Source organism: Mesorhizobium sp. M1334 (assembly GCF_040317995.1).
Taxonomy (GTDB): Bacteria; Pseudomonadota; Alphaproteobacteria; order Rhizobiales; family Rhizobiaceae; genus Mesorhizobium.
Genome location: NZ_JAMYLM010000001.1, coordinates 476919 through 503034, shown reverse-complemented (window position 1 = coordinate 503034; position 26116 = coordinate 476919). Strand labels below are relative to the sequence as shown.

Here is a 26116-nt window from a genome sequence, read left to right as displayed (position 1 = left end):
ACAAAAACAGGGAACAGTTGAAATGATGATGGAAAAGTTTGCTCTACGCACCCGCTTCTTGCTCGCGGGCGCCGCCATGTCCGCGCTGCTTCTGGCCGGTGCGCCTGCCTTCGCGGTCACGCCCGCCGACACGCTGGTCGAGGGTTTCGCCATCGACGACATCATCTCCATGGATCCGGGCGAGGCATTCGAACTGTCTACCGCCGAAGTCACCGGCAACACCTACGATCTCCTGGTGCGCCTCGACCTCAGCGACACCTCGAAGGTCAAAGGCGATCTCGCCGAAAGCTGGAGCGTCTCCGACGACGGCCTGACCTACACGTTCAAGCTCAAGCCCGGCCTCAAATTCGCCTCCGGCAATCCGATCACAGCGGCGGACGTCGCCTATTCGTTCGAGCGCGCCATCAAGCTCGACAAGAGCCCGGCCTTCATCATCGGCCAGTTCGGCATCGACGGCGGCAACGTCACCGAGAAGGCCAAGGCCGTTGATGATACGACGTTCCAGTTCACCGTCGACAAGGCCTATGCGCCGAGCTTCGTGCTGAACTGCCTGTCGGCGACGGTCGCCTCGGTCGTCGACGCCAAGCTGGTCAAGGAGCATGTCGCGGCGGTCACGCCGAGCGCCGACTACAAATGGGACAATGATTTCGGCAATGCCTGGCTGAAGACCGGCTATGCCGGCTCCGGTGCCTTCAAGCTGCGCGAATGGCGCGCCAACGAAGTTGTCGTCCTTGAGCGCAACGACAATTACTACGGCGAGAAGGCCAAGCTTGCCCGCGTCATCTACCGCAACATGAAGGAAAGCTCGGGCCAGCGCCTGGCGCTGGAAACCGGCGATATCGACGTCGCCCGCAATCTCGAGCCAAACGATCTCGACGCCATCGCCAAGAACGCCGATCTCACCACCACCAGCGCGCCGAAAGGCACGGTTTATTACATCAGCCTCAACCAGAAGAACCCCAACCTCGCCAAGCCCGAGGTCCGCCAGGCTTTCAAATATCTGGTCGACTACGACGCGTTGAGCTCAACCATCCTCAAGGGCATCGGCGAGATCCACCAGACCTTCCTGCCCAAGGGCGACCTTGGTGCTCTCGACGAAAACCCGTTCAAGCTCGATGTCGCCAAGGCCAAGGACCTGCTTGCCAAGGCGGGTCTCGCCGACGGCTTCAACGTCACCATGGACGTACGCACCGGCCAGCCGACCACCGGCATGGCGGAATCGATCCAGCAGACGCTGGGACAGGCCGGCATCAAGCTGGAGATCATCCCCGGCGACGGCAAGCAGACGCTGACCAAATACCGCGCCCGCAACCACGACATCTATATCGGCCAGTGGGGCCAGGATTATTTCGACCCGAACTCCAATGCCCAGACCTTTGCCAGCAACCCGGACAATTCGGATGAAGCCAAGACCAAGACCCTGGCCTGGCGCAACGCTTGGGACATTCCGGACTTGACCAAGCAGACGGAAGCGGCCCTGCTCGAGAAGGATTCGGCCAAGCGCGCCGCAATGTACCAGGATCTTCAGAGGAAGATCCTCGATACCAGTCCTTTCGTCATCATCCACCAGCAGCTGGAGGTGGCTGGCCTGCGCAAGAACCTCAAGGGCTTTGCGCTCGGTCCGAGCTTCGACACCAACTTCGTCGGCCCGGTTTCGAAGGAGTGATGTCGGCGGACGCGCCGCATGAGCTTGGCTGAAAGGGAAACGACGGCGGGGCGCGGCAGCGCTCGCGCCGTTGCCGTTGCCTCATCGATCGCCCGGTTCCTAGTCATCGCGATAACCACTTATCTCGGTCTGCTCGCGGTGACCTTCTTCATCGGCCGGGTGATCCCGATCGACCCGGTGCTGGCGGTGCTCGGCGACCGGGCGCCGACCAATGTCGTCGAACGAACGCGCCGCGAGATGGGTCTCGACCTGCCGCTGGTCGAGCAGTTCTACATTTATGTCAAACATGCCTTGAATGGTGATTTCGGCACCTCGGTGCTGACCACCAATCCGGTGATGACGGACATCCGCCGCGCCTTCCCGGCGACGCTCGAACTGGCAACACTGGGGACGCTGATCGGTTCGGTGATCGGCGTGCCGCTTGGTGTGCTGGCCGCCGTGCGGCGCGGCAGCATCATCGACCAGATCGTGCGCATCATCGGTCTTGTCGGCTATTCCGTGCCGATCTTCTGGCTGGGGCTGCTGGCGCTGGTGTTGTTCTACGCCAAGCTGCAATGGGTCGCCTTTCCCGGCCGCCTCGATATCGTCTACGAATACACCTTCACGCCGATTACCGGCTTTTACCTGCTGGATGCACTCTGGCAGCGGCAGTGGGACGTATTTGCCGATGCCTTCCGCCACATCATCCTGCCTGCCTCGCTGCTCGGCTATTTCTCGCTCGCCTACATCAGCCGCATGACGCGCTCCTTCATGCTGAACGAACTCACCCAGGAATACATCGTCGCGGCGCGCGCCAAGGGCCTGTCGGAAACGCGCATCATCTGGGGTCACGCGCTGCGCAACGCCGCGGTGCCGATGGTTACGGTGATCGCTCTGTCCTATGCCGGGCTGCTCGAAGGCTCGGTGCTGACCGAGACGGTGTTTTCGTGGCCGGGCATCGGTCTCTACATCACCAACTCGCTGCAGAACGCCGACATGAATGCCGTGCTTGGCGGCACGATCATCATCGGCTCGGTCTTCATCGGCATCAATCTTTTGTCCGACCTGCTCTACCGGCTGCTCGACCCAAGGACCAAGGCAGGATGAGCGCAGAAGCGATTCAAACCCGCCGTGATTGGCTGCTCAGCGAGCGGCCGGCGTCGCGCGTGCAGGCAAGGCTCGGCCGCGCCTATGTGGCCTGGCGGCGCTTTTCCGCCAACCGGCTGGCCTTTGTCGGCCTGCTCATCATCATCGCCCTGCTGGTGGTCGCGGCCTTCGCCGATGTGCTGGCGCCCTATTCGCCGACATTCGGCGACCTCAAGGGCTCGCGGCTGCTGGCGCCAAGTGCCGCGCACTGGTTCGGCACCGACGATCTCGGCCGCGATATCTATTCGCGCATCATCTTCGGCTCGCGTTGGACGCTCTATGTCGTCATTCTGGTCGCCATCATCGCCGCGCCCATCGGCTTGCTGGTCGGCACCGTTGCCGGCTATGCCGGCGGCTGGACCGATGCGATCCTGATGCGCATCACCGACATCTTTCTCGCCTTTCCGAAGCTGATCCTGGCGCTGGCCTTTGTCGCCGCGCTCGGCCCCGGCATCGAAAATGCCGTGCTTGCCATCGCCATCACCTCGTGGCCGCCCTATGCCCGCATTGCCCGCGCCGAAACGCTGACGGTGCGCAATTCCGACTATATCAAGGCGGTGCAGTTGATGGGCGCTTCGCCGTTCCGCATCGTGCTTCGCCACATCATGCCGCTCTGCATCTCCTCGCTGATCATCAGGGTGACGCTCGACATGGCCGGCATCATCCTGACCGCCGCCGGCCTCGGCTTCCTCGGCCTCGGCGCGCAGCCGCCGCTGCCGGAATGGGGCGCGATGATCGCGTCGGGCCGACGCTTCGTGCTCGACCAGTGGTGGGTGGCGGGCGCGCCGGGCTTTGCCATCCTCATCGTCAGCCTCGGCTTCAACCTGCTCGGCGACGGCCTGCGCGACGCGCTCGATCCGCGAAGCGGTGACCAATGAGCACGCTTCTCGAAGTCGACGACCTGCGCGTCACCTTCCCGACGCGTACCGGCCTGATCGAGGCAGTGCGCGGCGTTTCCTTCTCGCTCGGCCGCGAACGGCTCGGCATCGTCGGCGAGAGCGGTTCGGGCAAGTCGCAGACCGGCCGCGCCATCATGGGCGTCACCCCGCCGCAGGCCGAGGTGACCGCAAAGACGCTTGCTTTCGACGGCATCGACCTGCTGGCCGCCTCGCCGCGCGAGCGCCGCGCACTGCGCGGCAAGCGTATCGCCATGATCCTGCAGGATCCGAAATATTCGCTCGACCCGGTGATGAGCATCGGCCGCCAGATCGTCGAGACACTGCGCACGCATGAGAAAGTCTCCAAGGCCGAAGCCCGCGACCGCGCGCTTGCCATGCTGGAGGCTGTGCAGATCCGCGATCCGGCCCGTGTCTTCGACCTGCATCCGCACGAGGTTTCCGGCGGCATGGGCCAGCGCGCCATGATCGCCATGATGCTGATCGCCGGGCCGGAGATGATGATCGCCGATGAGCCGACCTCGGCACTCGACGTCACTGTGCAGCTCGACGTGCTCGGCATCCTCGACCGGCTGGTCAGCGAGCGCGGCATGGGGCTGATCTTCATCTCGCACGACCTGCGCTTGGTCTCATCTTTCTGCGATCGTGTCATCGTCATGTATGCCGGCAAGGTGGTCGAACAGCTCAAAGCCTCGGAGCTCGGCCGTGCCCAGCATCCCTATACGCGCGGCCTGCTCAACTGCATGCCCAAGATCGGCGCCGACCGTCACCCGCTGCCGGTGCTCGACCGCAAGCCGGAGTGGGCGGCATGACGGCAGCCCTTTCCGTCGACCGGCTGGAGGTGGTCTTCGACCGTTTTCGCGCGCTGAAGGGCGTCAGCCTTGAAGTCGAGTCCGGTGAATCCTTCGGCCTGGTCGGCGAGTCCGGCTCCGGCAAGTCGACATTACTCAGGGCAATCGCCGGCCTGGCGCCGGCCGCTTCGGGCACCATCGCCGTCAACGGCAAACAGCTCGGCGCGCGCCGCGACAAGGCGTTCTACCGCGAGGTGCAGATGGTCTTCCAGGACCCGTACGGCTCGCTGCACCCGCGCCAGACCGTCGACCGCTTGCTGCAGGAGCCGCTCGCCATTCACGGCTTTGCTGACGGCGAAAAGCGCATCCAGCGGGCGTTGGACGAGGTCGGCCTGGGCACCGGCTTCCGTTTTCGCTATTCGCATCAATTGTCCGGCGGCCAGCGCCAGCGCGTGGCAATCGCCCGTGCCCTGATCCTCGAACCGTCGATCCTGCTGCTCGATGAGCCGACCTCGGCGCTCGACGCTTCGGTGCAGGCGGAGGTGCTGAACCTGCTGGAGGAGATCCGGCGGCGGCGCAAGCTGACCTTCCTGATGGTCAGCCACGACCTCGCCATCATCACCCATATGTGCGAGCGGCTGATGGTCATGCAGAACGGCGAGGCGGTCGAGCACCTCACCGCCGGCGACCTCGTCGAGCGCCGCGTCACCAAGGACTACACGCGCAATCTGCTGAGGGCGAGCGAGGGATTTGTCAGAACGGCATGAGCGACGGGCGTTCGGTTGCCGACATCGGCATCGACAGGCCCAATCGCCGGGCGACGGTGCCAACTTGAGGAAAACCTGAAATAAGCCCAAAAGAGTCTCAACAGCCGTCAAACGAGAGCGGGCGCCGGTCCGGTGAGGGATACGATGACAAATTCAGCCATTTCCGAACGCAAGAACCAGTCGATTTCGCGCGGCGTCGGCATGACCACTCAGATCTATGCCGATCGCGCCGAAAACTCGGAAATCTGGGACGTCGAAGGCCGCCGCTATATCGATTTTTCGTCCGGTATCGCTGTTGTCAACACCGGCCACCGTCACCCCAAGGTGATCGAAGCGGTCAAGGCGCAGCTCGACCGCTTCACCCATACCTGCTACCAAGTCGTGCCGTACGAGAGCTATATCCGGCTGGCCGAACGGCTGAACGGCATGCTGCCCGGCAAGTTCGACAAGAAGACGATTTTTGTCACTACCGGCGCCGAGGCGGTCGAGAACGCTATCAAGATTGCCCGTAACGCCACCGGCCGGCCGGCGGTCATCGCTTTTTCCGGCGGCTTTCACGGCCGCACCTTCATGGGCATGGCACTGACCGGCAAGGTCGTGCCCTACAAGGTCGGCTTCGGCGCCATGCCGGCGGATGTATTCCATGCGCCGTTCCCGGTGGCGCTGCACGGCGTCTCGGTCGCCGATTCGATGGCCGCGCTCGACCGGCTGCTCAAGGCCGATGTCGATCCGGCCCGCGTCGCCGCCATCATCGTCGAGCCGGTGCAGGGCGAGGGCGGCTTCTACGAGGCGCCGCGCGACTTCATGACCGCATTGCGCAAGATCTGCGACCAGCATGGCATGCTGCTGATCGCCGACGAGGTGCAGACCGGCTTTGCCCGCACCGGCAAGATGTTCGCCATGGACCACCACGAGGTGGCGGCCGACATCACCACCATGGCCAAGAGCCTGGCCGGCGGCTTTCCGCTGGCGGCGGTCACCGGCCGTGCCGAGATCATGGATGCGCCGAACCCCGGCGGGCTCGGCGGCACCTATGGCGGCAGCCCGATCGGCGTCGCCGCGGCGCATGCCGTGCTCGACGTCATCGACGAAGAGAAGCTCTGCGACCGCGCCAACACGCTGGGCAACCGGCTGAAGCAGCGCCTGCAATCGATCCGTGACGAAGCGCCGGAGATCGTCGATATCAGAGGCCCCGGCTTTATGAACGCGGTCGAGTTCAACGATGTGACGAAGGGCCTGCCGTCGCCGGAACTCGCCAATGCGGTGCGGCTGAAGGCGCTCGACAAGGGTCTGATCCTGCTGACCTGCGGCGTCTACGGCAACGTCATCCGCTTCCTCGCGCCGATCACCATCCAGGACGGCGTCATGAACGAGGCGCTCGACATCCTGGAAAGTTCGATCCGCGACGTCCGCGCTGCCTGAGCGGCGAGGATATCGCCTGGGATTCAACTGCGGCGAAGGCCGAGATAGGCGGCAAGCCGCCGTTCAACGCCCTATGCGAGCACGAAATTCGGCAGTCGAATTGGTGCGTGGAAACGTTTCGGAAGGCAACTGTACACCGAGAAAGGCACAAAGCGGCTCCCACCCTTCGGAGGCCTGATAAGTAAGAAGGCGTTCAGGTGGCAGTGTTGATTTCACGGAAGCGTTATGTGCTTCATAGACAGCGATTGCGTGATCACGGTTATCAAATCGACCGCCAAAGACAGTGTTTCCAATCACCGCCACACCAAAGGACTGTGGATCATTGGTAGCAGCATCCATCGTGAGCCCTATTGTTTGCGCCATGCTGTCATACCAGGCTTCGGGGTCACGAACTGTCAGGATAACCTTCGCATCAGGGTAGTGGTCACTCACTTCGCGCCAAAAATGCGCCGTTGGCCAATCGACCGCGGAAAGATAGCCGGCATATGCCGCATCCCAGGTCGGGAGTTGTCCCTGGCCGGCTGCGCGCCACAGCGTCTTCTGCTCGGGATTGGCGTGGACATCTGCCATGTGATGACACGGCCCGAACCCAAGATGCTCCAACGCGAGCTTCAGCGAATATGTGCCAGTGCGACCCATGCCTGCGCCAATGACATATAGAGCCATGAGCACCCCCCGACGATTTCAATTGGTCAAAATACCGCTGTTTCCTTTACTTCGCTATATGTTTGAAGGTCAGCTCCCGGTCGAACTAGACTAGGTCATTCAGGGTGATTGGGTTTGATCTTATCCCGCAGCGCGGACAGGCTCTTCTTCCTGGAAGGCGGCGAGCGCCGCCTTCAGCCCGTCGGGCCCGGTCGCGACAATCTGCGGCGACGGCGACAAGCCGGCGCCGAGCATCTTGCGGCCAAGCATGTGGTCGCTGGGCCGGTTGACCGACTCGATGCCGAGCAGCCGGCTTCCGGCATAGTGGTAGATGGAGAATTTGTTCTCGGCCACGTCGCCCAGCACGAGATGGCTGTCGCCGCCCGCAATCAGGCCGACCATCTGCAGCTTCATGTCGCCGATATCGGACCAGAACCACGGCACCGCCGAGTAATTGTCGGTGTGGCCGGCGATGGTGCGTGCGGCGAGCCGCGCCTGGTCGGTGGCGTTCTGCACCGATTCCAGCCGCACGTCGCCGCCTGTGAGCCAGTGCCGGTAGGACGCCGCGTCGCCGATGGCGAGGATTTCCGGCACCGACGTGCGCATCTGCTGGTCGACGCGGATGCCGTTGGCGATGGCAATGCCGGCGGCTTCGGCCAATTCGACATTCGGCACGACGCCAATGCCGATGACGACCATCTGCGCCGGCAATCTTTCGCCAGATGAGGTGATTGCAGCCGAAACACGGCCGTTCTCGCCCTCCAGCCGTTCGATGGTGGTGCCGGTAAGGATGCGCACACCGGTCGCCTCCAGCCGCTGGCGCACATGGCCGGCGACGACCGGCGCCACGGCGCGGCCGAGCAGCCGGTCAACCGCCTCGACCACCGTGACCTTGCGGCCGGCCGCGGTGAGCGTTGCGGCAATCTCAAGGCCGATGAAGCCGCCGCCGAGGATGACGACCTCCTCGCTTTGCGCGCTCAATTCGCGGATCAGGCGGGCATCACTGAGCGAGCGCAGCGGCACAACGTCAGAAAGCTCCGAACCCGGCAGCGGCAGCAGGCGCGGACGCGCGCCGGTGGCGAGGATCAGCCGGTCGAACGGCAGCACGCCGCCTGATATCTCCAGCCGGCGGCCGGCGACGTCGATCCGCTCGACCCGGAGGCCTGGCCGGTAGTCGATGGCGCTGCCGGTATAAAAAGCCTCGCCGCGCAACGGCTGCGGCTTTGCTTGCTGATCCTTGATGAAGGTCTTCGACAGCGGCGGCTTGTGGTAGGGCAATTCGTTTTCGTCGCCGATCAGGATTACCGGCCCGTCATAGCCTTCTTCGCGCAGACTGGCGGCCGCTTGCACGCCCGCATGACCCGCACCGACAATGACGACCCCGATCTTCATAACAGCCCGATTCCTCACCCAAATCTAGGACGTCCCGCCAGGTGGCGATTGTCTGGTCCCGCCGCAAGAGCGCCGATCCGGGTCGCACCCGGAACGGCCGCCTGTCAACCGCGTCATGCGCCGGCATTCCTATACATCGGTGTTAAAGTTGACAGTTCTAGTTTAGAATAATTCTAAACGATTGTTTCAATTGAATTTTTTCTACGCCACCAGTTGACATCCGGTGTCTTCGCCGTTTTATGGAAGCTCGCGCGTCAGCGCATCCCTTTGATGTCTGGGCCTTGAACCCTTTCGATTGGAGGCATTTCGGTGTCTTTCTTCCGCGAACCGCGCGATGGCGTGACCCTTCTTTGCCCGCTGGCAGCTGCCGCCGCGGCGCCGGCATTTCATTGATTCCCGAGGAGAGACAGTCATGAGAACGATGATCACGGCACGGTATGGCGGCAGGCTTGCGGCGATCGGCGCCACCGCGATGCTCACGGCGGCTGTGTTCGTGCTGCCGGCCAAGGCACAAACCGATGTCAAGGCGGTCGTCAAGACCTATTCCGACATCGCGCTCGCCAAATACGAGGATTCGCTGATCACGGCCGAGGCGCTCGACAAGGCTGTCGATGCGCTGCTCGCCAAGCCATCGGCCGAGACGCTGAACGCCGCCCGCGAGGCCTGGAAGGCATCGCGCGTTCCCTATCAGCAGACCGAGGTCTATCGCTTCGGCAATGCCATCGTCGACGACTGGGAAGGCAAAGTGAACTCCTGGCCGCTCGACGAGGGCTTGATCGACTATGTCGCCAAGAGCTACGGCACCGAGTCGGACGCCAACGCGCTCTACACCGCCAATGTGATCGCCAACAAGTCGATCGAGATCAACGGCAAGAAGGTCGACGCCACCAATCTGACGCCGGAGTTCCTCTCCGGCACCCTGCAGGAGGCCGGCGGTATCGAGGCCAATGTGGCGACCGGCTATCACGCCATCGAATTCCTGCTTTGGGGTCAGGACCTGCACGGAACCGGTCCGGGCGCCGGCGAGCGGCCCTACACCGATTACGACCTCGCCAATTGCACCGGCGGCAATTGCGACCGTCGGGCGCAGTACCTGAAATCGGCGAGCGACCTTCTGGTTTCCGATCTAAAGGATATGGTCGACGACTGGAAGGAAGGCGGCGCCGCCCGCAGGAACCTTGTCGATGGCGAGCCGAACGCCGCCATTTCGACCATCTTCACCGGCATGGGCTCGCTGTCCTATGGCGAACTCGCCGGCGAGCGGATGAAGCTCGGCCTTTTGCTGCACGATTCGGAAGAGGAGCACGATTGCTTCTCCGACAACACCTACAACTCTCATCTCTACGATGCGATCGGCATCCGCGCCGCCTATCACGGCAGCTACACGCGGCTTGACGGCACTGTCGTGGAGGGGCCGTCGGTGGCCGACATGGTCAAGGCGGCCGATCCGGCGATCGACAAGGAATTGTCGGCTAAACTGGATGTCACCATCGCCAAGATGGAGGCCATCAAGGCGCGGGCGCTTGCCGGCGAGGCCTATGACCAGCAGATTGCCGAGGGTAACGCTGACGGCAACGCCACCGTGCAGGCGGCGATCGACGCGCTGGTCGATCAGACCAAGTCGATCGAACGCGCCGTCGGCACCCTGAAGCTCAATGCCATCGCCTTCGAGGGCTCGGACAGCCTCGATTCACCGGACAAGGTGTTCCAGTAAACTTCGAAACCAACAGCCACGCGGCGCAATGAGCGCCGTTAGCCAGAGCGACAAATGCTGATTTGCCATTGCAACATCATCACCGAAAAGGAGATAGAGCAGACGATCGTCGGACTGCTGGATGAGGACCCCTGGCAGCTGATCGTGCCGGCGAAGGTCTATCATGCCATGCACAAGCGCGGTCGCTGTTGCGGCTGCTTCCCAAATGTGGTCGAAACGATCATTCGGGTCACCGAAAATTATCACGCCCGCTCGGCGGCGAGCGGCGTGGACATCGTTTCACACCTGGATCGCGTCAGAGGCCTGCGCGTCCAATACGGGAGCAGAACCCATGAAAGGCGAACAGCAGATCATAGAGCGGCTTAACGAGGCTCTGTTTCTGGAACTTGGAGCGGTCAATCAATATTGGGTGCATTTCCGGCTGCTGGAGGACTGGGGATACGCCAAGCTGGCGAAGAAGGAACGCGCTGAATCGATCGAAGAAATGCACCATGCCGACCGGCTCGTGGCGCGCATTATCTTCCTTGAGGGCCATCCGAACCTGCAGTCCGTGGCGCCGCTGCGTATCGGGCAGAATGTCAAGGAAGTGCTCGAATCCGATCTTGCCGGCGAATATGACGCGCGCACCGCCTACAAGCGTTCGCGCGAGGTTTGCAACGAAGCAGGCGACTACGTGACGATGAAGCTGTTCGAGGAATTGCTGGCTGACGAGGAAGGTCACATCGACTTCCTCGAGACACAACTCGACCTGCTCGCCTCCATCGGCGAGGAAAAGTACGGCCAACTCAACGCAGCGTCGGCCGACGAGGCGGAATAAGGACATGCCGGAATGCGGCGCCCTCTAGATTGCTTGCGCCGCTTGCCGGCCGAAGGTTGCGGCCTGCCGGCTCAGAAGAAGCCGCGATACGGTATCCTTCGCGGCCCTCTTCTTGCCGTGGTGGCGACGCTCACAGCCTCGGCGCTGACCGGAGCGCCGCAACCGGCGGGGCTTGCCACCAGCCGCACCGATCTGACGCCGAAGGATCTGGCGCGCGTCATCGCCATCACCAGGCCGACCAGCGATTTCTCCAAGCCCGAGCAATTCGAATTGATGCAGGGCGGCGCCGGCACCTCGAAGAAGGACGTCAACAAGGACGCCTTCTCGCAATCCTCCGCCAACATCAGCTTCGAGGAAGAGGGTACCTTCAAGCTCGGCAATGCCATTTTCCGCAAGAACTGGGTGTCGTCGCCATCCTCGACACAAGCCTCGGATGGGCTCGGTCCGCTGTTCAACGAGCGCGCCTGCCAAAACTGTCATCTGAAGGACGGCCGCGGCCATCCGCCCGAAGGCGACAGCGGCACCACCTCGATGTTCCTGCGCCTGGCAAGGGAAGCCAGTACCGAGGAGGAGAAAGCCGCGCTCGCCGATCACAAGGTGCTCAACTTTCCTGACCCGGTCTATGGCACACAACTTCAGGAGCTAGCCGTTCCTGGCCTGCAGGGCGAAGGCAGGATGCATGTCGATTATCAGGAGCAAAAAGTAAAACTGACGGACGGCAGCGTCGTGTCGCTGCGCAAGCCGAGCTACTCGGTTGAGGGTCTCTCCTACGGGCGGCTCGATCCGCACACCACGCTGTCGCCGCGCATGACACCGCCTATGATCGGCCTTGGCCTGGTGGAGCAGATCGCTCCCGCCGACATCCTTGCGCGTGCCGATGCGACCGACCGCGATGGTGACGGGATTTCCGGCAGGCCCAACATAATACGCGACAGCAGCAGCGGTGAACTGACGCTCGGCCGTTTCGGCTGGAAGGCGCAGGCGGCTTCGATCCGTCAGCAATCGGCGGACGCTTTTGCCGGCGATATCGGCATTTCGACGCCTGAGGTGCCGAGGCACTGGGGCGATTGCAGCGCCGCAGAAAAGACCTGCCTTGCCCTACCCAACGGTGTTCAGGAGCGCCTCGGTCCGGTCGAAGCGCCGCCGCCGGTCATGGACCTCGTGACCTTCTATTCGCAAAACCTTGCTGTGCCGGCTCGGCGCGATCTCGACAGACCGGACGTGCTCGCCGGCAAAAAACTGTTCTACGAGATGGGCTGCATCTCCTGCCATACGCCGAAATTCGTCACCCGTCGCGACACCCCGAACAAGGCGCAGGCCTTTCAGCTGATCTGGCCTTATTCCGATTTCCTGCTGCATGACATGGGACCCGGCCTTGCCGACGGACAGGCGGTGGGCGAGGCCACGGGAAGCGAATGGCGCACGCCGCCGCTGTGGGGCATCGGGCTCACCCAGACCGTCAGCGGCAACACCTTCTTCCTGCATGACGGGCGCGCACGCAGCCTGGCCGAGGCAATCCTGTGGCATGGCGGCGAGGGCCAGAAGGCGCGTGGCCGCTTTGCCGCTGCCAATGCGGCCGAACGCGCCGCGCTGATCAAGTTTCTGGAGTCGCTCTGATGCGGAAGCGTCTTGCACTCGCGCTGATGCTGGTCCTCGCCGATGCGCTGCCGGCATCCGCCGCGGTGAAGGCTTCGGATGTGATCCAGCGGGCGATCGACGGCTTCGTCCGCCCGGCCTATGCCAGGCTGCATGACCATGCGGACAGCTTGGCCAAGACCATGCACGCGCTTTGCCAGGCCTCTTCGCAAGATACGCTCGATGCGGCACGCGCCGAATTCTCAGGCGTCGTGGATGCCTGGTCGGTGGTGGAAATCATCCGTTTCGGGCCGATCGCCGAAAACAACCGGCTTGAGCGCATGCTTTTTTGGCCGGACCGCAAGAGCATCGGCCTGAAGCAGGTGCAGGCAGCACTGGCCGGCAAGGATCCGGCGGCCGCCGATCCGGCCCAACTGGCGACAAAGAGTGTCGCCATGCAAGGGCTCGGCGCATTGGAGTTCGTGCTCTACGGCGATGGCGCCGGTCAATTGGCCGGCAAGGGCGACGCCTATCGCTGCGCCTATGGTGCAGCCATTGCCGGCAATGTCGAGACGATTGCCGGCGAGGTCGGCGAGGCTTGGAACAAGCCTAACGGCTTTGCCGCGCTCTGGGCCAATCCCGGTCCGCAGAACGCGCTCTATCACGACGGCACTGAAGCGGTGACCGAACTGGTCGGCGTCTTCATCAACGAGTTGGAAATGGTTCGCGACGTGCGCCTGAAAGGCTTCCTGGGCGCCAAGCCGGAGCCCGACAAACCGAAACAGGCGATTTATTGGCGCTCGCAGAATACCGCACGCTCGCTGACCGGCAATCTGGCGGGCATGGATGCGCTATTCCAGGCCTCCCAGCTTGGCGATGCGCTGCCGCCTGATGCACGCTGGATTGCGGAATCGGTCCACATCCAATTCACCAACGGGATCGAGGCCGCCAAGGCGATCAGGGGTCCGGTCGACAAGGCACTAGCCGATCCGACGTTGCGCCAGAAGCTCGACTACTTCGCACTGGTGACATCCAGCCTGACGACCCTGATCGGCGCCAGGCTGACCGCCGAATTCGGCCTGACCGCCGGGTTCTCGTCACTGGATGGCGACTGATCATGAGGCCGCCGCTGATCGATCGGCGCGATTTCCTGAGGGCCGCGGGCGCTGGTTTCGTGGCGGCGATGGCGCCTTCGGCCTGGGCAAATACACTCGACGCCGACGCGGTCTTCGCCACCGCTTTCGTCAAGCGCGACGGCAGCTATGGCGCGGCCGTCCTGTCCGAGGCCGGCAAGTTGTTGCACACGATCGATCTGCCCGATCGGGGCCACGATGTTACCTTCGACCCGGTGTCTAAGCGTTCGGTGGTGTTTGCCAGGCAGCCGGGCACCTTTGCTGTCGTCTTCGACCATACCGGCCGCGATGAACCGCACACCATTGCCAGCGTTGCCGGCCGGCATTTCTTCGGCCATGGCGTGTTTTCGGCCGATGGCACGCTGCTCTACGCAACCGAGAACGATTTCGACAATGCCGCCGGCGTCGTCGGCGTCTATGACGCGCATGCGAAATTCAAGCGTATCGGCGAGTTCCCGACATACGGCATGGGGCCGCACGAACTTCTGCTTCTCTCCGACGGCAGGACAATCGCTGTCGCCAATGGCGGCATCGAGACGCATCCGGATTATGGCCGCGCCGAGCTCAATATCGCAACGATGAAGCCTTCCTATGTTCTGGTCGACCGCCTTACCGGCGACCTCACCGAAAAGCACGGATTGCCGCCGGCGCTGCACCAACTGTCGATCCGCCATATGGATGCCGACCGCTCCGGCACCGTCTGGTTCGGCTGTCAATACAGGGGGCCGGGTACCGATCGTCCCCCACTGCTCGGCCGCGCGCCGCGCGGCATGGACTTGAAATTGCTCGACATGCCGCAGGACGTGCTCTCGGCCTTCAGAAATTATATCGGCTCGGTCGCGGCCAACCCTGCCGCCGGCACCATCGCCGTGTCTTCGCCTGAGGGGAATTCGCTTGCCGTGATCGACACGGCCAGCGGCCGCATCGTCGCCAGCAAGGCGCTGGTCGAGGTCTGCGGCGTTGCACCCGATGGGGAAAGCTTCATGGCGACGACCGGCGCCGGCGAAATCGTCGAGGCCGGTGGCTCGATACGTTCCGAGCCGGACTATGTCTGGGACAATCACCTGCTGCGTATCGAGCAGGTCGGCTAGTTCCGATACCTATTGTGGCGATTGCGTGCGTTGGAACTTACATTCTTGGACCCGCGCCGAAGCCAAGTCGCCTGACGATTATCCATTATTCCCTTGCGGGGATCAGCCCTGGCGGGCAGAGGGAAGCTGTCTTCGAAACTGTCTCAACCGGCCGCTTCATGAAGTTGCTTGCCATCGACTGTGCCGCCAATCTCTGCGCCGCCTGCGTCTACGACGCGGCGGCCGGGAAAGAACTCGGCCGTTCGGTGCTCGATCTCGGCAAGGGTCATGCCGAGCATCTGATGGGTGTCATCGAAGGCGCGTTGAAGGCGGCCGGAAGCGATTATGCCAGCCTCGGCGCCATTGCCGTTTCAACCGGTCCGGGCTCCTTCACCGGACTGCGTGTCGGCGTCTCGGCGGCGCGCGGCCTGGCGCTGGCGCTGAAAATCCCAGCGATCGGCGTGACGACTCTGGAGGCACTGGCGGCAGAGACCGCAGCGATATTTCCCCGCCGCGCCGTGCTCGCAGCGCTCGATGCAGGCCGCGAGGAGATCCATGCGGCACTTTACGATGAGAGGTCGGTTCTGATCTATGGTCCGGCTGTGACCACGCTCTCGCACGCCGCAGCCATGGCGATCGACATCTCTCCGGTTCTGGCGGGCACGGCGGCAACCCAAATTGCCGCGGCGGCCGGACGCAGCTTCGATCTCGGCGAGACGGCGGCCACCGCCGACATCGCTGTCTATGCGCGGCTGGCCGCGGCCCAAGGTGCCGGTAAACACGGCGAGGGCGAAAAGCCGAAACCGCTCTATCTGCGGGGCGCCGACGCCAAGCCGCAGGCCGGCTTTGTTCTACCCAGGCAAAAAAACTGATGCGCATTCCATTCCTCCAGCCGCGTCGCAGGGACTATGCGATCGAGCCGCTGACGGTTGCCGACAGCGCGGCCATGTCGGTGCTGCATCGCGAGGATTTCGCGCGGCCGTGGACCGACGACGAATTCGCCGCGCTGCTCGAGCAGGACACGGTGTTCGGTTATGCCGCGCGCGAGACCGGACAGGGCGCCAAGCCGCCGGTGGGCTTCGTCCTGGCGCGGCTGGCCGCCAGCGAGGGGGAGATCCTGACGGTCGCGGTGGCACGCTCGCACCGGCGCCGGGGGCTCGGCTGGCAATTGATGGATGCGGTGCTGCGTGAACTGCACGCACAGCGCGCCGAGGCGCTTTTCCTTGAGGTCGACGAGACCAACGTCGCCGCGATCGCGCTCTACCGGCGGCTCGGCTTCCGCGAGGTCGGCAAGCGCGCCAACTATTACAAGTCGCCGGAGCACGGCCCGACCGGCGCGCTTGTCATGCGCCGCGATCTTCGCTAGCCAAACGCCGGGGTGGTGCGGATGATAGGAAAAATCAGGATTTTCCTGGCGCTGGGGCTGGTTGTCGTCGGCTCATTGGTGCTTGTGCCGCTGCAGGTCTTGTCGATGAAGACCGGGCTCTGGCGCGAGACCTTCATCCTGAAGATCTGGCACAGGATGATCGTCAGGGCGCTGGGGCTGCGCATCCATGTCAAAGGGGCGCTATCCGGCCAACGCCCATTGCTGGTCGCCGCCAACCACATCTCCTGGACCGACATCATGGTGCTGGGATCGATGGTCGACGTGACGTTCATCGCCAGAGCCGACATGGCAGGCTGGCCGCTGATCGGCATGCTCTCGAAGCTGCAACGCACCGTCTTCATCGAACGTGAGCGCAAACGTTCGTCGGGCGACCAGGCGAGCGAGATCGCCCGCCGGATGGCCAAGGGGGACGCCATGGTGCTGTTCGCCGAAGGCTCGACCGGCGACGGCAACATGATCCTGCCGTTCAAGAGCACACTGTTCGGCGCCGCTACGATGGCGATTGCTGAAGGGGCGGCCGAACAGGTCTTCATCCAGCCGGTGGCGATCGTTTATACGCGCCTGCATGGCGTGCCACTCGGCCGCCGGCATCGGCCGGTTGCCGCCTGGATCGGCGATGAGGAACTGATGCCGCACCTCAAGGTGCTGATGGCCGAGGGCGCTCTCGACGTCGAGGTGCATTTTGGCGAGGCGATTGCTTTCTCCAAGGGCTCCAGCCGCAAGGAGACGGCAAAGCAGATGGAACGCCAGGTGCGCGAGATGGTGCAGGCGGCGCTCGCCGAACCGCGCCCGAGCCGGTAGTCTGCGCGGTACCGGCCAGATTCGTCTGTTTTTTGTCAGGGAAAGGCGCTAGAAGCCGCGAAATGGAATTGAACACGATAGAACGCGACGACATCGGCGCTGCGGCCGAAGACCTGGTCGTGCCGCCTGCCGCGACCAGGAAGGTCTTCGTCAAGACCTATGGCTGCCAGATGAACGTCTACGATTCGCAGCGCATGACCGATGCTCTGGCCATCGACGGCTATGCCGCGACAGACGCCATTGGCGAGGCCGATCTGGTGCTGCTCAACACCTGCCACATCCGCGAGAAAGCGGCCGAAAAGGTCTATTCCGAACTTGGGCGCATCCGGGAGTTGAAGGCGGAACGTGCCAAGGCCGGGCGCGAAATGCTGGTCGGCGTCGCCGGCTGCGTGGCGCAGGCCGAGGGTGCCGAGATCATCCGTCGCTCGCCGGCGGTCGATCTGGTCATCGGCCCGCAGACCTACCACCGGCTGCCCGCTGTGCTGGCGAAGGCGCGGACCGGAGAAAAGATCGTCGAGACCGACTATGCCGTCGAGGACAAGTTCGAGCATCTGCCGCAGCCCAAGCGCGCCGAACTGATCAGGCGCGGCGTGACGGCGTTCTTGACCGTTCAGGAAGGCTGCGACAAATTCTGCACCTTCTGTGTCGTACCCTATACGCGCGGCTCGGAAGTCTCGCGGCCGGTGGCACAGATCGTCGCCGAGGCCGAGCGCCTGGCGGATGCCGGCGTGCGCGAGGTGACACTGCTCGGCCAGAACGTCAACGCCTGGCATGGAAGAGGCGAAGACAGCGAGGAATGGGGCCTTGGCCGGCTGCTGTTCAGGCTCGCAGAGATTCGAGGTCTGGCGCGGCTGCGCTACACGACCAGCCATCCGCGCGACATGGACGATGAATTGATCGCCGCCCATCGTGATTTGCCTGCGCTGATGCCCTATCTACATTTACCGGTGCAATCCGGCTCCGACCGCATACTCAAGGCGATGAACCGCAGACATATGGCCAAGGACTACCTGACGTTGATCGACCGCATCCGTGCCGCGCGGAACGACATCGCACTGTCCGGCGATTTTATCGTCGGCTTTCCCGGTGAGACAGAAGCGGATTTCGAGGCGACGATGCAGTTGGTGGAAGACGTCAACTATGCCTCGGCCTTCTCGTTCAAATACTCTCCGCGGCCCGGCACGCCGGGCGCCGAAATGAACGATCAGGTGCCGGAGGCCGTCAAGGACGAGCGCCTGCAGCGATTGCAAGCACTGCTTCTGAAACAGCAGCAGCATTTCGGCGCAAGCCTGGTCGGCAGGACCATCGACACGCTGGTCGAAAAGCCGGGCCGCCAGGCCGGCCAGAAGGTTGGCCGCTCGCCGTGGCTGCAGCCGGTTATTGTTGATGAAAAGGCCGGCGAAATCGGTGACATTATCCCGGTACGAATCACGAAGACGGGCTACAACAGCCTGTTCGCCGAATTGGCCTGATGGCCTCGGCAGATGAGGAGAGACGGTTGAGCGCTGCTGAAGTCAAGAACCTGCCCCAGAATCTACCCTCTGGGGCCTCGGATATGGCGCACATCGTACTGACTTTCGACAATAACAAGCTTGCCAGCGCCCTTTACGGCCAGTTCGACGAGAATCTGGCCAGGCTCGAGCAGAAGCTCGGCGTCGACATCCGCTCGCGTGGCAACCAATTGACCATCAAGGGCTCTTCCTCAGCCGCCGAGCAGGCACGCCGCGCCTTGGACAATCTTTACGGCATTCTGCAGAAAGGCACTGATATCGGCCAGTCCGATGTCGACGGCGCGGTGCGCATGGCGATCGCCACCGACGACCAGCTGACGCTGCCGACGCTGGAGCGCAAGGGCAAGGTGTCCGCCGCCCAGATATCGACACGCAAGAAGACCATCTATGCCCGCTCGCTGAACCAGGACGCCTATATGCGCGCGCTGGAGCGGTCGGAACTCGTCTTCGGCATCGGCCCGGCCGGCACCGGAAAGACCTACCTGGCGGTGGCGCACGCGGCAATGCTGCTCGAACGCGGCATGGTCGAACGCATTGTGCTGTCGCGCCCTGCGGTCGAGGCCGGCGAACGGCTTGGCTTTCTGCCGGGCGACATGAAGGAGAAGGTCGATCCCTATCTGCGGCCGCTCTATGATGCACTCTACGACATGATGCCGGCCGACAAGGTCGAACGGGCGATTGCCGCCGAGGTCATCGAGATCGCGCCGCTGGCGTTCATGCGCGGCCGTACGCTGGCGCATGCCGCCGTCATCCTCGACGAGGCGCAGAACACCACGCCGATGCAGATGAAGATGTTCCTGACCCGGCTCGGCGAGAACTCGCGCATGATCGTCACCGGTGATCCGACCCAGATCGATCTGCCGCCGAACACCAAGTCCGGCCTGGTCGAGGCGCTGAGAATTCTCGACGGCGTTACCGGCATGGTGACGGTCCGCTTCAATGAAGGCGACGTCGTCAGACATCCGCTGGTCGCCGAGATCGTCAAGGCCTACGACCGTGACGGCAAGCTGGCCAGGGGCTTGGGTGTCGAAAGCTGATATGATTATGCGGCCGCATGGCTGAGGAGCAAAAGGCGGGAGGGCCGCTTCCCGTCGAGATCGATATCGCCATAGAGGCGGGCGACTGGCCCGGCGAGACGACGCTGACGCGGCTGGTCGACCACGCCGTATCGGCCGCCTTTGCCGAAACCGGTGCGGACGGTCGTTCCGAGCTCAGCATCGTCTTTTCCGACGATGCCCATATCCGTACGCTCAATGCCGGCTGGCGCGGCAAGGACAAGCCGACCAACGTGCTGTCTTTTCCGGCTTTTCCCTTTGCCAGGGGCGGGCCTCTGCCGCCGATGCTCGGCGACATCGTGCTGGCCGCCGAGACTGTCGCGCGCGAGGCGGCACTGGAAGACAAGCCCGTCGAGGACCATATCTCCCATCTCGTCATCCATGGCCTGCTGCATTTGCTGGGCTATGATCACGAAACGGATGCCGAAGCGGACCTGATGGAAGCGACAGAGCGCGCAGCACTTGCGAGGCTTGCCATTCCCGATCCCTACACGTAATTACAAAAGACCAATTGACCGGACGATGATGAACGACAAACCAGAGACTGCCGCCCGCTCCGACGCCGGCAGTGCGATCAAGCCTTCCGAAACGACGGAAGAGGGCTCGAGTCCGAGTACCACGACCGGCAGCTTCGCCAGCGAGGCATCGCCTGCCGGTCCTTCCCTGTTCGATCGCGTGCTCGGGCTTTTCAGGCACCGCAACGGCACCAGCCTGCGCGAGGAGATTGCCGGTGCGCTTGCCGAAACGGCGAGCGATGCAGAATCCTTCTCGCCCGGCGAACGCGCCATGCTCAACAACATCCTGCGCCTGCGCGAAGTGCGGGTCGAGGACGTCATGGTGCCGCGCGCCGACATCGAGGCGGTCGAGATCACGACGAAGCTCGGCGATCTTCTGGGGCTGTTCGAACAGTCCGGCCACTCCCGCATGCCAGTTTATTCGGAGACGCTCGACGACTCGCGCGGCATGGTTCATATCCGCGACGTGCTGGCGCATATCACCAAGGTCGCCCGCGTCAGAAAGGGCAGGACGACCAGGAAAACCCCGGTCGCGACGGTTCTCGATCTCGCCCAGGTCGATCTGGCGCGCACCATCGGCGATCTCAACCTGATCCGACCGGTGCTGTTCGTGCCGCCGTCGATGCTCGCCTCCGACCTGATGGGGCGAATGCAGACGACGCGCACCCAGATGGCGCTGGTCATCGACGAATATGGCGGCACCGACGGCCTCGTCTCGCTCGAGGACATCGTCGAGATGGTAGTCGGCGACATCGAGGACGAGCATGACGAGGACGAGCCGATGATCACCCAGGCCGGCGAAGGCGTCTTCATCGTCGACGGCAAGGCCGAGATCGACGACGTCGCCAAGATGATCGGCGAGGATTTCGCCGCCGGCGAGCACGGCGAATATGTCGACACGATCGGCGGCATGATCTTCAATACGCTTGGCCGGGTGCCGGCGCGCGGCGAAGTGGTGCAGGCCATACCCGGCTTCGAGTTCCATGTGCTCGACGCCGATCCGCGCCGCGTCAAGCGCGTACGCATCGTCGAGACCCTGAAGGGCGAGCGGCGGCGCCGCGCCGTCCGCACCGAGCAGGCTTAGGGTTTGTTTGGAGCCAAGCCCGCGGCCTGATAAATCTTGCTTCCTGATTCGCACGACTCGGAAGCATTGATGGAGCGCCAGGCCGGCCGGATAATTCTGCTTTGGGGCTGGCGGCGCGCGCTGGTGGCGTTTCTTGCCGGGGCGCTGGCGGTTCTTGCCCAGGCGCCTTACGATTTCTTCGCCGTCTGCTTCGTTTCGTTCCCACTGCTGGTGTGGCTTCTCGATGGCGCGACCGGCGAAGCCTCGGACGGTTTTCTGCGGCGTTTGCGGCCGGCTTTCGCCGTCGGCTGGTGGTTCGGTTTCGGCTACTTTCTTGCCGGTCTCTGGTGGGTCGGCTCGGCGCTTCTGGTCGAGGCCGACAGCTTTGCCTGGGCCTTGCCGTTCGCGGTGGTCGGCATCCCCCTCGCGCTGGCCTTCTTTTACGGTTTCGCTGCCGTGGTTGCCCGGCTGTTGTGGAGCAACGACATCGGCCGCATCGCCGCGCTCGCCTTCGGCTTTGCGCTGGCGGAATGGCTGCGCGGCTTCCTGTTCACCGGCTTTCCGTGGAATGCCGTCGGCTATGCGGCGATGCCGGTGCCTTTGCTGATGCAGAGCGTCTCGGTGACCGGCATGGTCGGCATGAACGCGCTTGCGGTCTTCGTCTTCGCGCTGCCGGCGCTGCTTGCGGCGCGCCAGCATCTTCGCCTCGGCGCGGCGTTGCTTGTCGTTCTCGTCGCCGCCCATGCCGGCTTCGGCTATATCCGGCTCGCCGCCCCCGAAAAACCGGCGGCCCATAGCCTCGACGTCCGTATCGTGCAACCTGCCGTCGATCTCACGGAAAAATGGGATGCCTCGGTGCGTGACCGCATCTTCGCCACCATGATGGGGCTTTCGGCCAAGGCACCGGAACCCGGCCATGACAGGCCGCAATTGATCCTGTGGCCGGAGACCTCGGTGCCGTTTCTGTTCACCGAACGTCCGGATGCCTTGCCTGCCATCGGAGAGATGCTTGGCGATGGCCAGATGCTGGTTGCCGGCGTCGTTCGCGAGGAAGGCGGCTCGGCGGCCGGCAGCCGTTACTACAACTCGGTCGTGGCGATCGACGACAGGGGCGAAATCGTCGATGCCGTGGACAAGGTCCACCTGGTGCCCTTCGGCGAATATCTGCCTTTCGCCGATCTGCTCGGCCGCCTCGGGCTTGAGCAGCTTGTTGCCGGTCCGATGACCTTCGCGGCCGGCAATGAGCGGCACCCGATCGCGCTGCCCGGCGGTATCCGGGCGCTGCCGTTTATTTGCTATGAGGTCATCTTTCCCGATCTCGTCTCCGTTGACGCCGCGGCAGCCGCGCTTATTGTGAACGTCACCAATGACGCTTGGTTCGGCGATACGCCGGGGCCGTACCAGCACTTCAGGCAGGCGCAGATCCGGGCGGTGGAGAATGGAGTGCCCCTGTTGCGCGCGGCTAATAACGGCATTTCGGCCGTTGTCGACCCGCGCGGTCGCATCGTCGACGCGCTGGCAATCGATGCACGCGGCGCCATCGATGTGCGTGTGCCGATCTCCAACCAAGCCATCGTTTCCTCCAGCCAACGACGCATTAACGGAATGCTGATCATGTTTTTGCTCGCCGTAGCGGCATGCATTTTGAACGTAAGGCAAAGGCTACGGGCGAATTGACAGCCGACACATTAGAAACTCATACTGTAAGCGCCTGAAAATTTTCGAAGTCGATAAGGTCGTTCTGTTGGGGCACGGGCCGCGGCGTCGTTTGGGCAGCAAAGTAGAAAAAGCCGGAAAAATTCGGCGAGGACAAAATGACAGAAGAAAACAAGAAAAAGCCGAATCCGATCGACATCCACGTCGGAAGCCGCATCCGGCTTCGCCGCAATATGCTGGGAATGAGCCAGGAAAAACTGGGCGAAAACCTCGGCATAACGTTCCAGCAGATCCAAAAGTACGAAAAGGGCACCAATCGCGTCGGCGCCAGCCGTTTGCAGGCAATCGCCTCCATACTCGGCGTGCCCGTCGCCTTCTTTTTCGAGGATGCGCCCGGTCAGGAGCCCGTGGGCAACCGTGGATTTGCCGAGGATGCGTCGATGACCTCCGCCGTCGAATTCTGCGGCAGCCCGGAAGGGCTCCAACTGAATCGCGCCTTCGTCAAGATCGCCGACGTGAAAGTGCGCCGTAAGATCATTGAGCTTGTGAAGTCGCTCTCCACCGACGAGGTCGATTGACTGGCTCGCGAAGAGTTCAAAGAGGTAGAGTTCGTCGTCGCTGGGCACGCAATTTCTCGCGGTTGCCCGCATCGAGGGATGTGCATTCCGCCGATGCGCTAAAGCGCGGATCGATCTTGCTCGACACGCTTCCTCGACGCCGTTTTCCCTCAGTCTGTGGCGCAAGGGCTGATCGCAGTGCGCCCTGCCGCCGTCTCGGGATGCAGAGATAAATAACGTCAAAATTCATGCCAGAACGGCTGCATGGCTTGACGAGCGCCGCCCGGCACCGTTAACAACTGGCGCGCCAAAATCGGCGGCCTGCCGATATTTTTTCAAGAGGGGACACCCGTGACGCGGCACAATTACTTCTTCACCTCGGAATCCGTTGCCGAGGGCCATCCCGACAAGGTCTGCGACCGCATCTCCGACGAGATTGTCGATCTCGTCTATCGCGAAGCCAGAAAGACCGGCATGGACCCGTGGAAGGTCCGCGTTGCCTGCGAGACGCTTGCGACAACCAATCGCGTTGTCATCGCCGGCGAGGTGCGCGTCCCCGAGACGCTGCTCAAGAAGGACAAGGAGGGCAATGTCCTGAAGGATGCGGCCGGCCATCCGATTGTCAACCCGGCCAAGTTCAAGTCGGTCGCCCGCAAGGCAATCCGCGAAATCGGCTACGAGCAGGCCGGCTTCCACTGGAAGACGGCCAAGATCGAGGTCCTGCTGCACGGCCAGTCGCCGGATATCGGCCAAGGCGTGGACAACGCCTCCGACCGGCAAGGTGAGGAGGGAGCCGGCGACCAGGGCATCATGTTTGGCTATGCCTGCCGCGAAACCCCGGACCTGATGCCTGCGCCGATCTATTACAGCCACAAGATCCTCGAACTGCTGGCCGCTGCGCGCCATGAAGGCAGCGGTGATGCAGGCAGGCTCGGGCCGGATGCCAAGAGCCAGGTCACCGTCCGCTATGTCGACGGCAAAGCGGCGGAAGTGACGCAGATCGTGCTGTCGACCCAGCATCTCGATGAGACATGGGATTCGAAGAAGGTGCGCAACGTCGTCGAGCCCTATATTCGCGAAGCACTGGGCGACCTGAAGATCGCCGACAATTGCAACTGGTACATCAACCCGACCGGCAAGTTCGTCATCGGCGGGCCTGACGGCGACGCCGGCCTGACCGGCCGCAAGATCATCGTCGACACCTACGGTGGGGCTGCGCCCCATGGCGGCGGCGCTTTCTCCGGCAAGGACACCACCAAAGTCGACCGCTCCGCCGCCTATGCGGCGCGCTATCTCGCCAAGAACGTGGTTGCCGCGAAGCTCGCCGATCGCTGCACTATCCAGCTTTCCTATGCGATCGGTGTCGCCCAGCCGCTGTCGATCTACGTCGACCTCCACGGCACCGGCAAGGTCGACGAGGCAAAGCTCGAGCGTGCACTGCGCACCGTGATGGACCTGTCGCCGTCCGGCATCCGCCGCCACCTCGATCTCAACAAGCCGATCTATGCCAAGACGTCGTCCTACGGCCATTTTGGCCGCAAGGCCGGCCGCGACGGATCCTTCTCCTGGGAGAAGACCGATCTCGCCAAGGCGCTCAAGGACGCTCTCGCCGAACCGGTCGCCGAAGCAGTCGCCGCCTAACCGCGGCGCCTATGGACCCGAAGGAGCGGCCAAGCCGTGCGACCGAGGCCTTTTTCGGTCGCCGGCGCGGCAAGACCATTCGACCACAGCAGGCAGCGGCGCTGGAGAGCGGCTTCGCCGCCTACAAGCTCGACCTGACGGTTGAACCGCCGGCCGATCTGCGCAGCCTTTTCGAAGCCGGAGTTTCCGCTGTCCAGCTCGAAATCGGTTTTGGCGGCGGCGAACATCTTCTGCACCGTGCTACGGCCAGCCAGGCGACCGGCTTTATCGGCGTCGAGCCTTTCGTCAACGGCATGGCCAAGATGATGATGGCGGTCCGGGAGCGGCCGCTAGCCAATCTGCGCGTCTATGATGACGACGCCACACGCCTGCTGGACTGGCTGCCGCAGGCTTCGCTTGACGGCATTGACCTTCTCTATCCGGATCCGTGGCCGAAGAAGAAGCACTGGAAGCGGCGCTTCGTTAGCCCGGTCAATCTCGACCGCTTCGCGCGCGTCCTGAAGCAAGGCGGAAAGTTCCACTTTGCGTCCGACATCGACAGCTATGTGAACTGGACGCTTCTGCATTGCCGGGCGCACAGCGCCTTCACGTGGCAGGCAAGCGAAGCCGCCGACTGGCATCGGCCCTATGATGGCTGGCCGGGGACGCGCTATGAGGCCAAGGCCATTCGCGAAGGCCGACGGCCCGCCTATCTGACCTTCGTGCGGAAATAAGCGGGAAATTAGAGCTAAGCACAAGGCGAGCGGGCCGAAGGCTCTCGGCGCTCACTTGGCTCAGAAGCGACGGATCTTGTCGAAGGCTGCCGGCTCCATGCCGAGATTGCGCAGATCATGCGCACGCGGCTTGCGACCGCTTTCCACAGCTCTCGATGCGGCTACGGCGCTGCCGAACATGCTAAAGACATCGCCTATGGCTGA

Annotated in this window: 25 protein-coding genes; 23 read left to right on the top strand and 2 right to left on the bottom strand. The window is 63.2% G+C overall.

Features of this window, described 5'->3' with window-relative positions:
* Positions 1-22 precede the first annotated feature (22 nt).
* The 6 genes from NKH17_RS02430 (at position 23) to NKH17_RS02405 (ending at position 6667) form a co-directional block, all read left to right on the top strand.
* Entirely contained in the window at positions 23-1666 is a 1644-nt protein-coding gene (locus tag NKH17_RS02430; RefSeq protein WP_352898610.1) for an ABC transporter substrate-binding protein, read from the top strand.
* An 18-nt stretch (positions 1667-1684) separates the two neighbouring features.
* Entirely contained in the window at positions 1685-2752 is a 1068-nt protein-coding gene (locus NKH17_RS02425; protein WP_352686841.1) for an ABC transporter permease, read from the top strand.
* Positions 2749-3669, top strand: a complete 921-nt coding sequence (gene nikC / locus NKH17_RS02420; RefSeq protein WP_254816191.1) for a nickel transporter permease — start codon at positions 2749-2751, stop codon at positions 3667-3669. The genes NKH17_RS02425 and nikC overlap by 4 nt, the downstream gene beginning before the upstream one ends.
* Positions 3666-4499 carry an ABC transporter ATP-binding protein gene (locus NKH17_RS02415; protein ID WP_254816190.1) on the top strand — a complete coding sequence of 278 codons (834 nt, stop codon included), beginning with the start codon at positions 3666-3668 and terminating at the stop codon, positions 4497-4499. Before nikC ends, NKH17_RS02415 begins: the two co-directional genes overlap by 4 nt.
* Complete coding sequence (locus NKH17_RS02410; RefSeq protein ID WP_254816189.1) at positions 4496-5245, top strand: ABC transporter ATP-binding protein; 750 nt, start codon at positions 4496-4498, stop codon at positions 5243-5245. The genes NKH17_RS02415 and NKH17_RS02410 overlap by 4 nt, the downstream gene beginning before the upstream one ends.
* A 144-nt stretch (positions 5246-5389) precedes the next feature.
* Positions 5390-6667, top strand: coding sequence for a 4-aminobutyrate--2-oxoglutarate transaminase (locus tag NKH17_RS02405; protein ID WP_352898606.1), 1278 nt, complete (start codon positions 5390-5392; stop codon positions 6665-6667).
* Between the two features lie 63 nt (positions 6668-6730).
* Here the strand turns inward: NKH17_RS02405 and NKH17_RS02400 are convergent, their stop codons facing one another.
* Together NKH17_RS02400 and NKH17_RS02395 are read right to left on the bottom strand one after the other, a co-directional pair.
* The gene (locus NKH17_RS02400) at positions 6731-7333 is read right to left on the bottom strand and encodes a sulfotransferase family protein (RefSeq protein WP_352898604.1); all 603 of its coding nucleotides are present in this window, start codon (positions 7331-7333) and stop codon (positions 6731-6733) included.
* Positions 7334-7453: 120 nt separating this feature from the next.
* Positions 7454-8704, bottom strand: coding sequence for an NAD(P)/FAD-dependent oxidoreductase (locus tag NKH17_RS02395; RefSeq protein WP_352805452.1), 1251 nt, complete (start codon positions 8702-8704; stop codon positions 7454-7456).
* Positions 8705-9125: 421 nt separating this feature from the next.
* Between NKH17_RS02395 and NKH17_RS02390 the strand changes: the two genes are divergently transcribed.
* The 17 genes from NKH17_RS02390 (at position 9126) to trmB (ending at position 25912) form a co-directional block, all read left to right on the top strand.
* On the top strand, positions 9126-10418 hold the full coding sequence (locus NKH17_RS02390) for an imelysin family protein (RefSeq protein WP_502910576.1): 1293 nt from the start codon (positions 9126-9128) through the stop codon (positions 10416-10418).
* Between the two features lie 54 nt (positions 10419-10472).
* A complete protein-coding gene (locus NKH17_RS02385) occupies positions 10473-10784 on the top strand; it encodes a (2Fe-2S)-binding protein (RefSeq protein ID WP_023676882.1) in 312 nt (103 codons plus the stop codon).
* On the top strand, positions 10750-11235 hold the full coding sequence (bfr, locus tag NKH17_RS02380) for a bacterioferritin (RefSeq protein ID WP_023676883.1): 486 nt from the start codon (positions 10750-10752) through the stop codon (positions 11233-11235). Before NKH17_RS02385 ends, bfr begins: the two co-directional genes overlap by 35 nt.
* Before the next feature lie 12 nt (positions 11236-11247).
* Positions 11248-12852: a di-heme oxidoreductase family protein gene (locus NKH17_RS02375; RefSeq protein WP_352898600.1), complete on the top strand. Its 1605-nt coding sequence runs from the start codon at positions 11248-11250 to the stop codon at positions 12850-12852.
* On the top strand, positions 12852-13925 hold the full coding sequence (locus NKH17_RS02370) for an imelysin family protein (protein WP_352475986.1): 1074 nt from the start codon (positions 12852-12854) through the stop codon (positions 13923-13925). Before NKH17_RS02375 ends, NKH17_RS02370 begins: the two co-directional genes overlap by 1 nt.
* A gap of 2 nt (positions 13926-13927) precedes the next feature.
* On the top strand, positions 13928-15034 hold the full coding sequence (locus tag NKH17_RS02365) for a DUF1513 domain-containing protein (protein ID WP_352898598.1): 1107 nt from the start codon (positions 13928-13930) through the stop codon (positions 15032-15034).
* A 158-nt stretch (positions 15035-15192) separates the two neighbouring features.
* Complete coding sequence (tsaB, locus tag NKH17_RS02360; protein WP_352898596.1) at positions 15193-15885, top strand: tRNA (adenosine(37)-N6)-threonylcarbamoyltransferase complex dimerization subunit type 1 TsaB; 693 nt, start codon at positions 15193-15195, stop codon at positions 15883-15885.
* Positions 15885-16379 (top strand): ribosomal protein S18-alanine N-acetyltransferase, encoded by a 495-nt coding sequence (rimI, locus tag NKH17_RS02355; RefSeq protein WP_352475983.1) that lies wholly within the window; start codon positions 15885-15887, stop codon positions 16377-16379. The genes tsaB and rimI overlap by 1 nt, the downstream gene beginning before the upstream one ends.
* A 21-nt stretch (positions 16380-16400) precedes the next feature.
* Positions 16401-17201 carry a lyso-ornithine lipid O-acyltransferase gene (olsA, locus tag NKH17_RS02350; RefSeq protein WP_352898593.1) on the top strand — a complete coding sequence of 267 codons (801 nt, stop codon included), beginning with the start codon at positions 16401-16403 and terminating at the stop codon, positions 17199-17201.
* A gap of 62 nt (positions 17202-17263) precedes the next feature.
* Positions 17264-18673: a tRNA (N6-isopentenyl adenosine(37)-C2)-methylthiotransferase MiaB gene (miaB, locus tag NKH17_RS02345; RefSeq protein WP_352898591.1), complete on the top strand. Its 1410-nt coding sequence runs from the start codon at positions 17264-17266 to the stop codon at positions 18671-18673.
* Between the two features lie 83 nt (positions 18674-18756).
* Positions 18757-19749 (top strand): PhoH family protein, encoded by a 993-nt coding sequence (locus NKH17_RS02340; protein ID WP_352464821.1) that lies wholly within the window; start codon positions 18757-18759, stop codon positions 19747-19749.
* A 17-nt stretch (positions 19750-19766) separates the two neighbouring features.
* A complete protein-coding gene (gene ybeY, locus NKH17_RS02335; RefSeq protein ID WP_352475979.1) occupies positions 19767-20264 on the top strand; it encodes an rRNA maturation RNase YbeY in 498 nt (165 codons plus the stop codon).
* Positions 20265-20292: 28 nt separating this feature from the next.
* A complete protein-coding gene (locus NKH17_RS02330; RefSeq protein WP_352898588.1) occupies positions 20293-21366 on the top strand; it encodes a hemolysin family protein in 1074 nt (357 codons plus the stop codon).
* Positions 21367-21435: 69 nt separating this feature from the next.
* The gene (lnt, locus tag NKH17_RS02325) at positions 21436-23022 is read left to right on the top strand and encodes an apolipoprotein N-acyltransferase (protein WP_352898586.1); all 1587 of its coding nucleotides are present in this window, start codon (positions 21436-21438) and stop codon (positions 23020-23022) included.
* A gap of 137 nt (positions 23023-23159) precedes the next feature.
* The gene (locus tag NKH17_RS02320; RefSeq protein ID WP_023676895.1) at positions 23160-23579 is read left to right on the top strand and encodes a helix-turn-helix domain-containing protein; all 420 of its coding nucleotides are present in this window, start codon (positions 23160-23162) and stop codon (positions 23577-23579) included.
* A gap of 330 nt (positions 23580-23909) precedes the next feature.
* Positions 23910-25199, top strand: coding sequence for a methionine adenosyltransferase (gene metK / locus NKH17_RS02315; RefSeq protein ID WP_023719567.1), 1290 nt, complete (start codon positions 23910-23912; stop codon positions 25197-25199).
* A gap of 11 nt (positions 25200-25210) precedes the next feature.
* The gene (trmB, locus tag NKH17_RS02310; RefSeq protein WP_352898583.1) at positions 25211-25912 is read left to right on the top strand and encodes a tRNA (guanine(46)-N(7))-methyltransferase TrmB; all 702 of its coding nucleotides are present in this window, start codon (positions 25211-25213) and stop codon (positions 25910-25912) included.
* Positions 25913-26116: the final 204 nt, after the last annotated feature.

Coding starts and splice junctions, on each gene's coding strand:
- NKH17_RS02430 (WP_352898610.1), top strand. CDS start 23: ATGATGATGGAAAAGTTTGCTCTACGCACCCGCTTCTTGCTCGCGGGC.
- NKH17_RS02425 (WP_352686841.1), top strand. CDS start 1,685: ATGAGCTTGGCTGAAAGGGAAACGACGGCGGGGCGCGGCAGCGCTCGC.
- nikC (WP_254816191.1), top strand. CDS start 2,749: ATGAGCGCAGAAGCGATTCAAACCCGCCGTGATTGGCTGCTCAGCGAG.
- NKH17_RS02415 (WP_254816190.1), top strand. CDS start 3,666: ATGAGCACGCTTCTCGAAGTCGACGACCTGCGCGTCACCTTCCCGACG.
- NKH17_RS02410 (WP_254816189.1), top strand. CDS start 4,496: ATGACGGCAGCCCTTTCCGTCGACCGGCTGGAGGTGGTCTTCGACCGT.
- NKH17_RS02405 (WP_352898606.1), top strand. CDS start 5,390: ATGACAAATTCAGCCATTTCCGAACGCAAGAACCAGTCGATTTCGCGC.
- NKH17_RS02400 (WP_352898604.1), bottom strand. CDS start 7,333: ATGGCTCTATATGTCATTGGCGCAGGCATGGGTCGCACTGGCACATAT.
- NKH17_RS02395 (WP_352805452.1), bottom strand. CDS start 8,704: ATGAAGATCGGGGTCGTCATTGTCGGTGCGGGTCATGCGGGCGTGCAA.
- NKH17_RS02390 (WP_502910576.1), top strand. CDS start 9,126: ATGATCACGGCACGGTATGGCGGCAGGCTTGCGGCGATCGGCGCCACC.
- NKH17_RS02385 (WP_023676882.1), top strand. CDS start 10,473: ATGCTGATTTGCCATTGCAACATCATCACCGAAAAGGAGATAGAGCAG.
- bfr (WP_023676883.1), top strand. CDS start 10,750: ATGAAAGGCGAACAGCAGATCATAGAGCGGCTTAACGAGGCTCTGTTT.
- NKH17_RS02375 (WP_352898600.1), top strand. CDS start 11,248: ATGCGGCGCCCTCTAGATTGCTTGCGCCGCTTGCCGGCCGAAGGTTGC.
- NKH17_RS02370 (WP_352475986.1), top strand. CDS start 12,852: ATGCGGAAGCGTCTTGCACTCGCGCTGATGCTGGTCCTCGCCGATGCG.
- NKH17_RS02365 (WP_352898598.1), top strand. CDS start 13,928: ATGAGGCCGCCGCTGATCGATCGGCGCGATTTCCTGAGGGCCGCGGGC.
- tsaB (WP_352898596.1), top strand. CDS start 15,193: ATGAAGTTGCTTGCCATCGACTGTGCCGCCAATCTCTGCGCCGCCTGC.
- rimI (WP_352475983.1), top strand. CDS start 15,885: ATGCGCATTCCATTCCTCCAGCCGCGTCGCAGGGACTATGCGATCGAG.
- olsA (WP_352898593.1), top strand. CDS start 16,401: ATGATAGGAAAAATCAGGATTTTCCTGGCGCTGGGGCTGGTTGTCGTC.
- miaB (WP_352898591.1), top strand. CDS start 17,264: ATGGAATTGAACACGATAGAACGCGACGACATCGGCGCTGCGGCCGAA.
- NKH17_RS02340 (WP_352464821.1), top strand. CDS start 18,757: ATGGCGCACATCGTACTGACTTTCGACAATAACAAGCTTGCCAGCGCC.
- ybeY (WP_352475979.1), top strand. CDS start 19,767: ATGGCTGAGGAGCAAAAGGCGGGAGGGCCGCTTCCCGTCGAGATCGAT.
- NKH17_RS02330 (WP_352898588.1), top strand. CDS start 20,293: ATGAACGACAAACCAGAGACTGCCGCCCGCTCCGACGCCGGCAGTGCG.
- lnt (WP_352898586.1), top strand. CDS start 21,436: ATGGAGCGCCAGGCCGGCCGGATAATTCTGCTTTGGGGCTGGCGGCGC.
- NKH17_RS02320 (WP_023676895.1), top strand. CDS start 23,160: ATGACAGAAGAAAACAAGAAAAAGCCGAATCCGATCGACATCCACGTC.
- trmB (WP_352898583.1), top strand. CDS start 25,211: ATGGACCCGAAGGAGCGGCCAAGCCGTGCGACCGAGGCCTTTTTCGGT.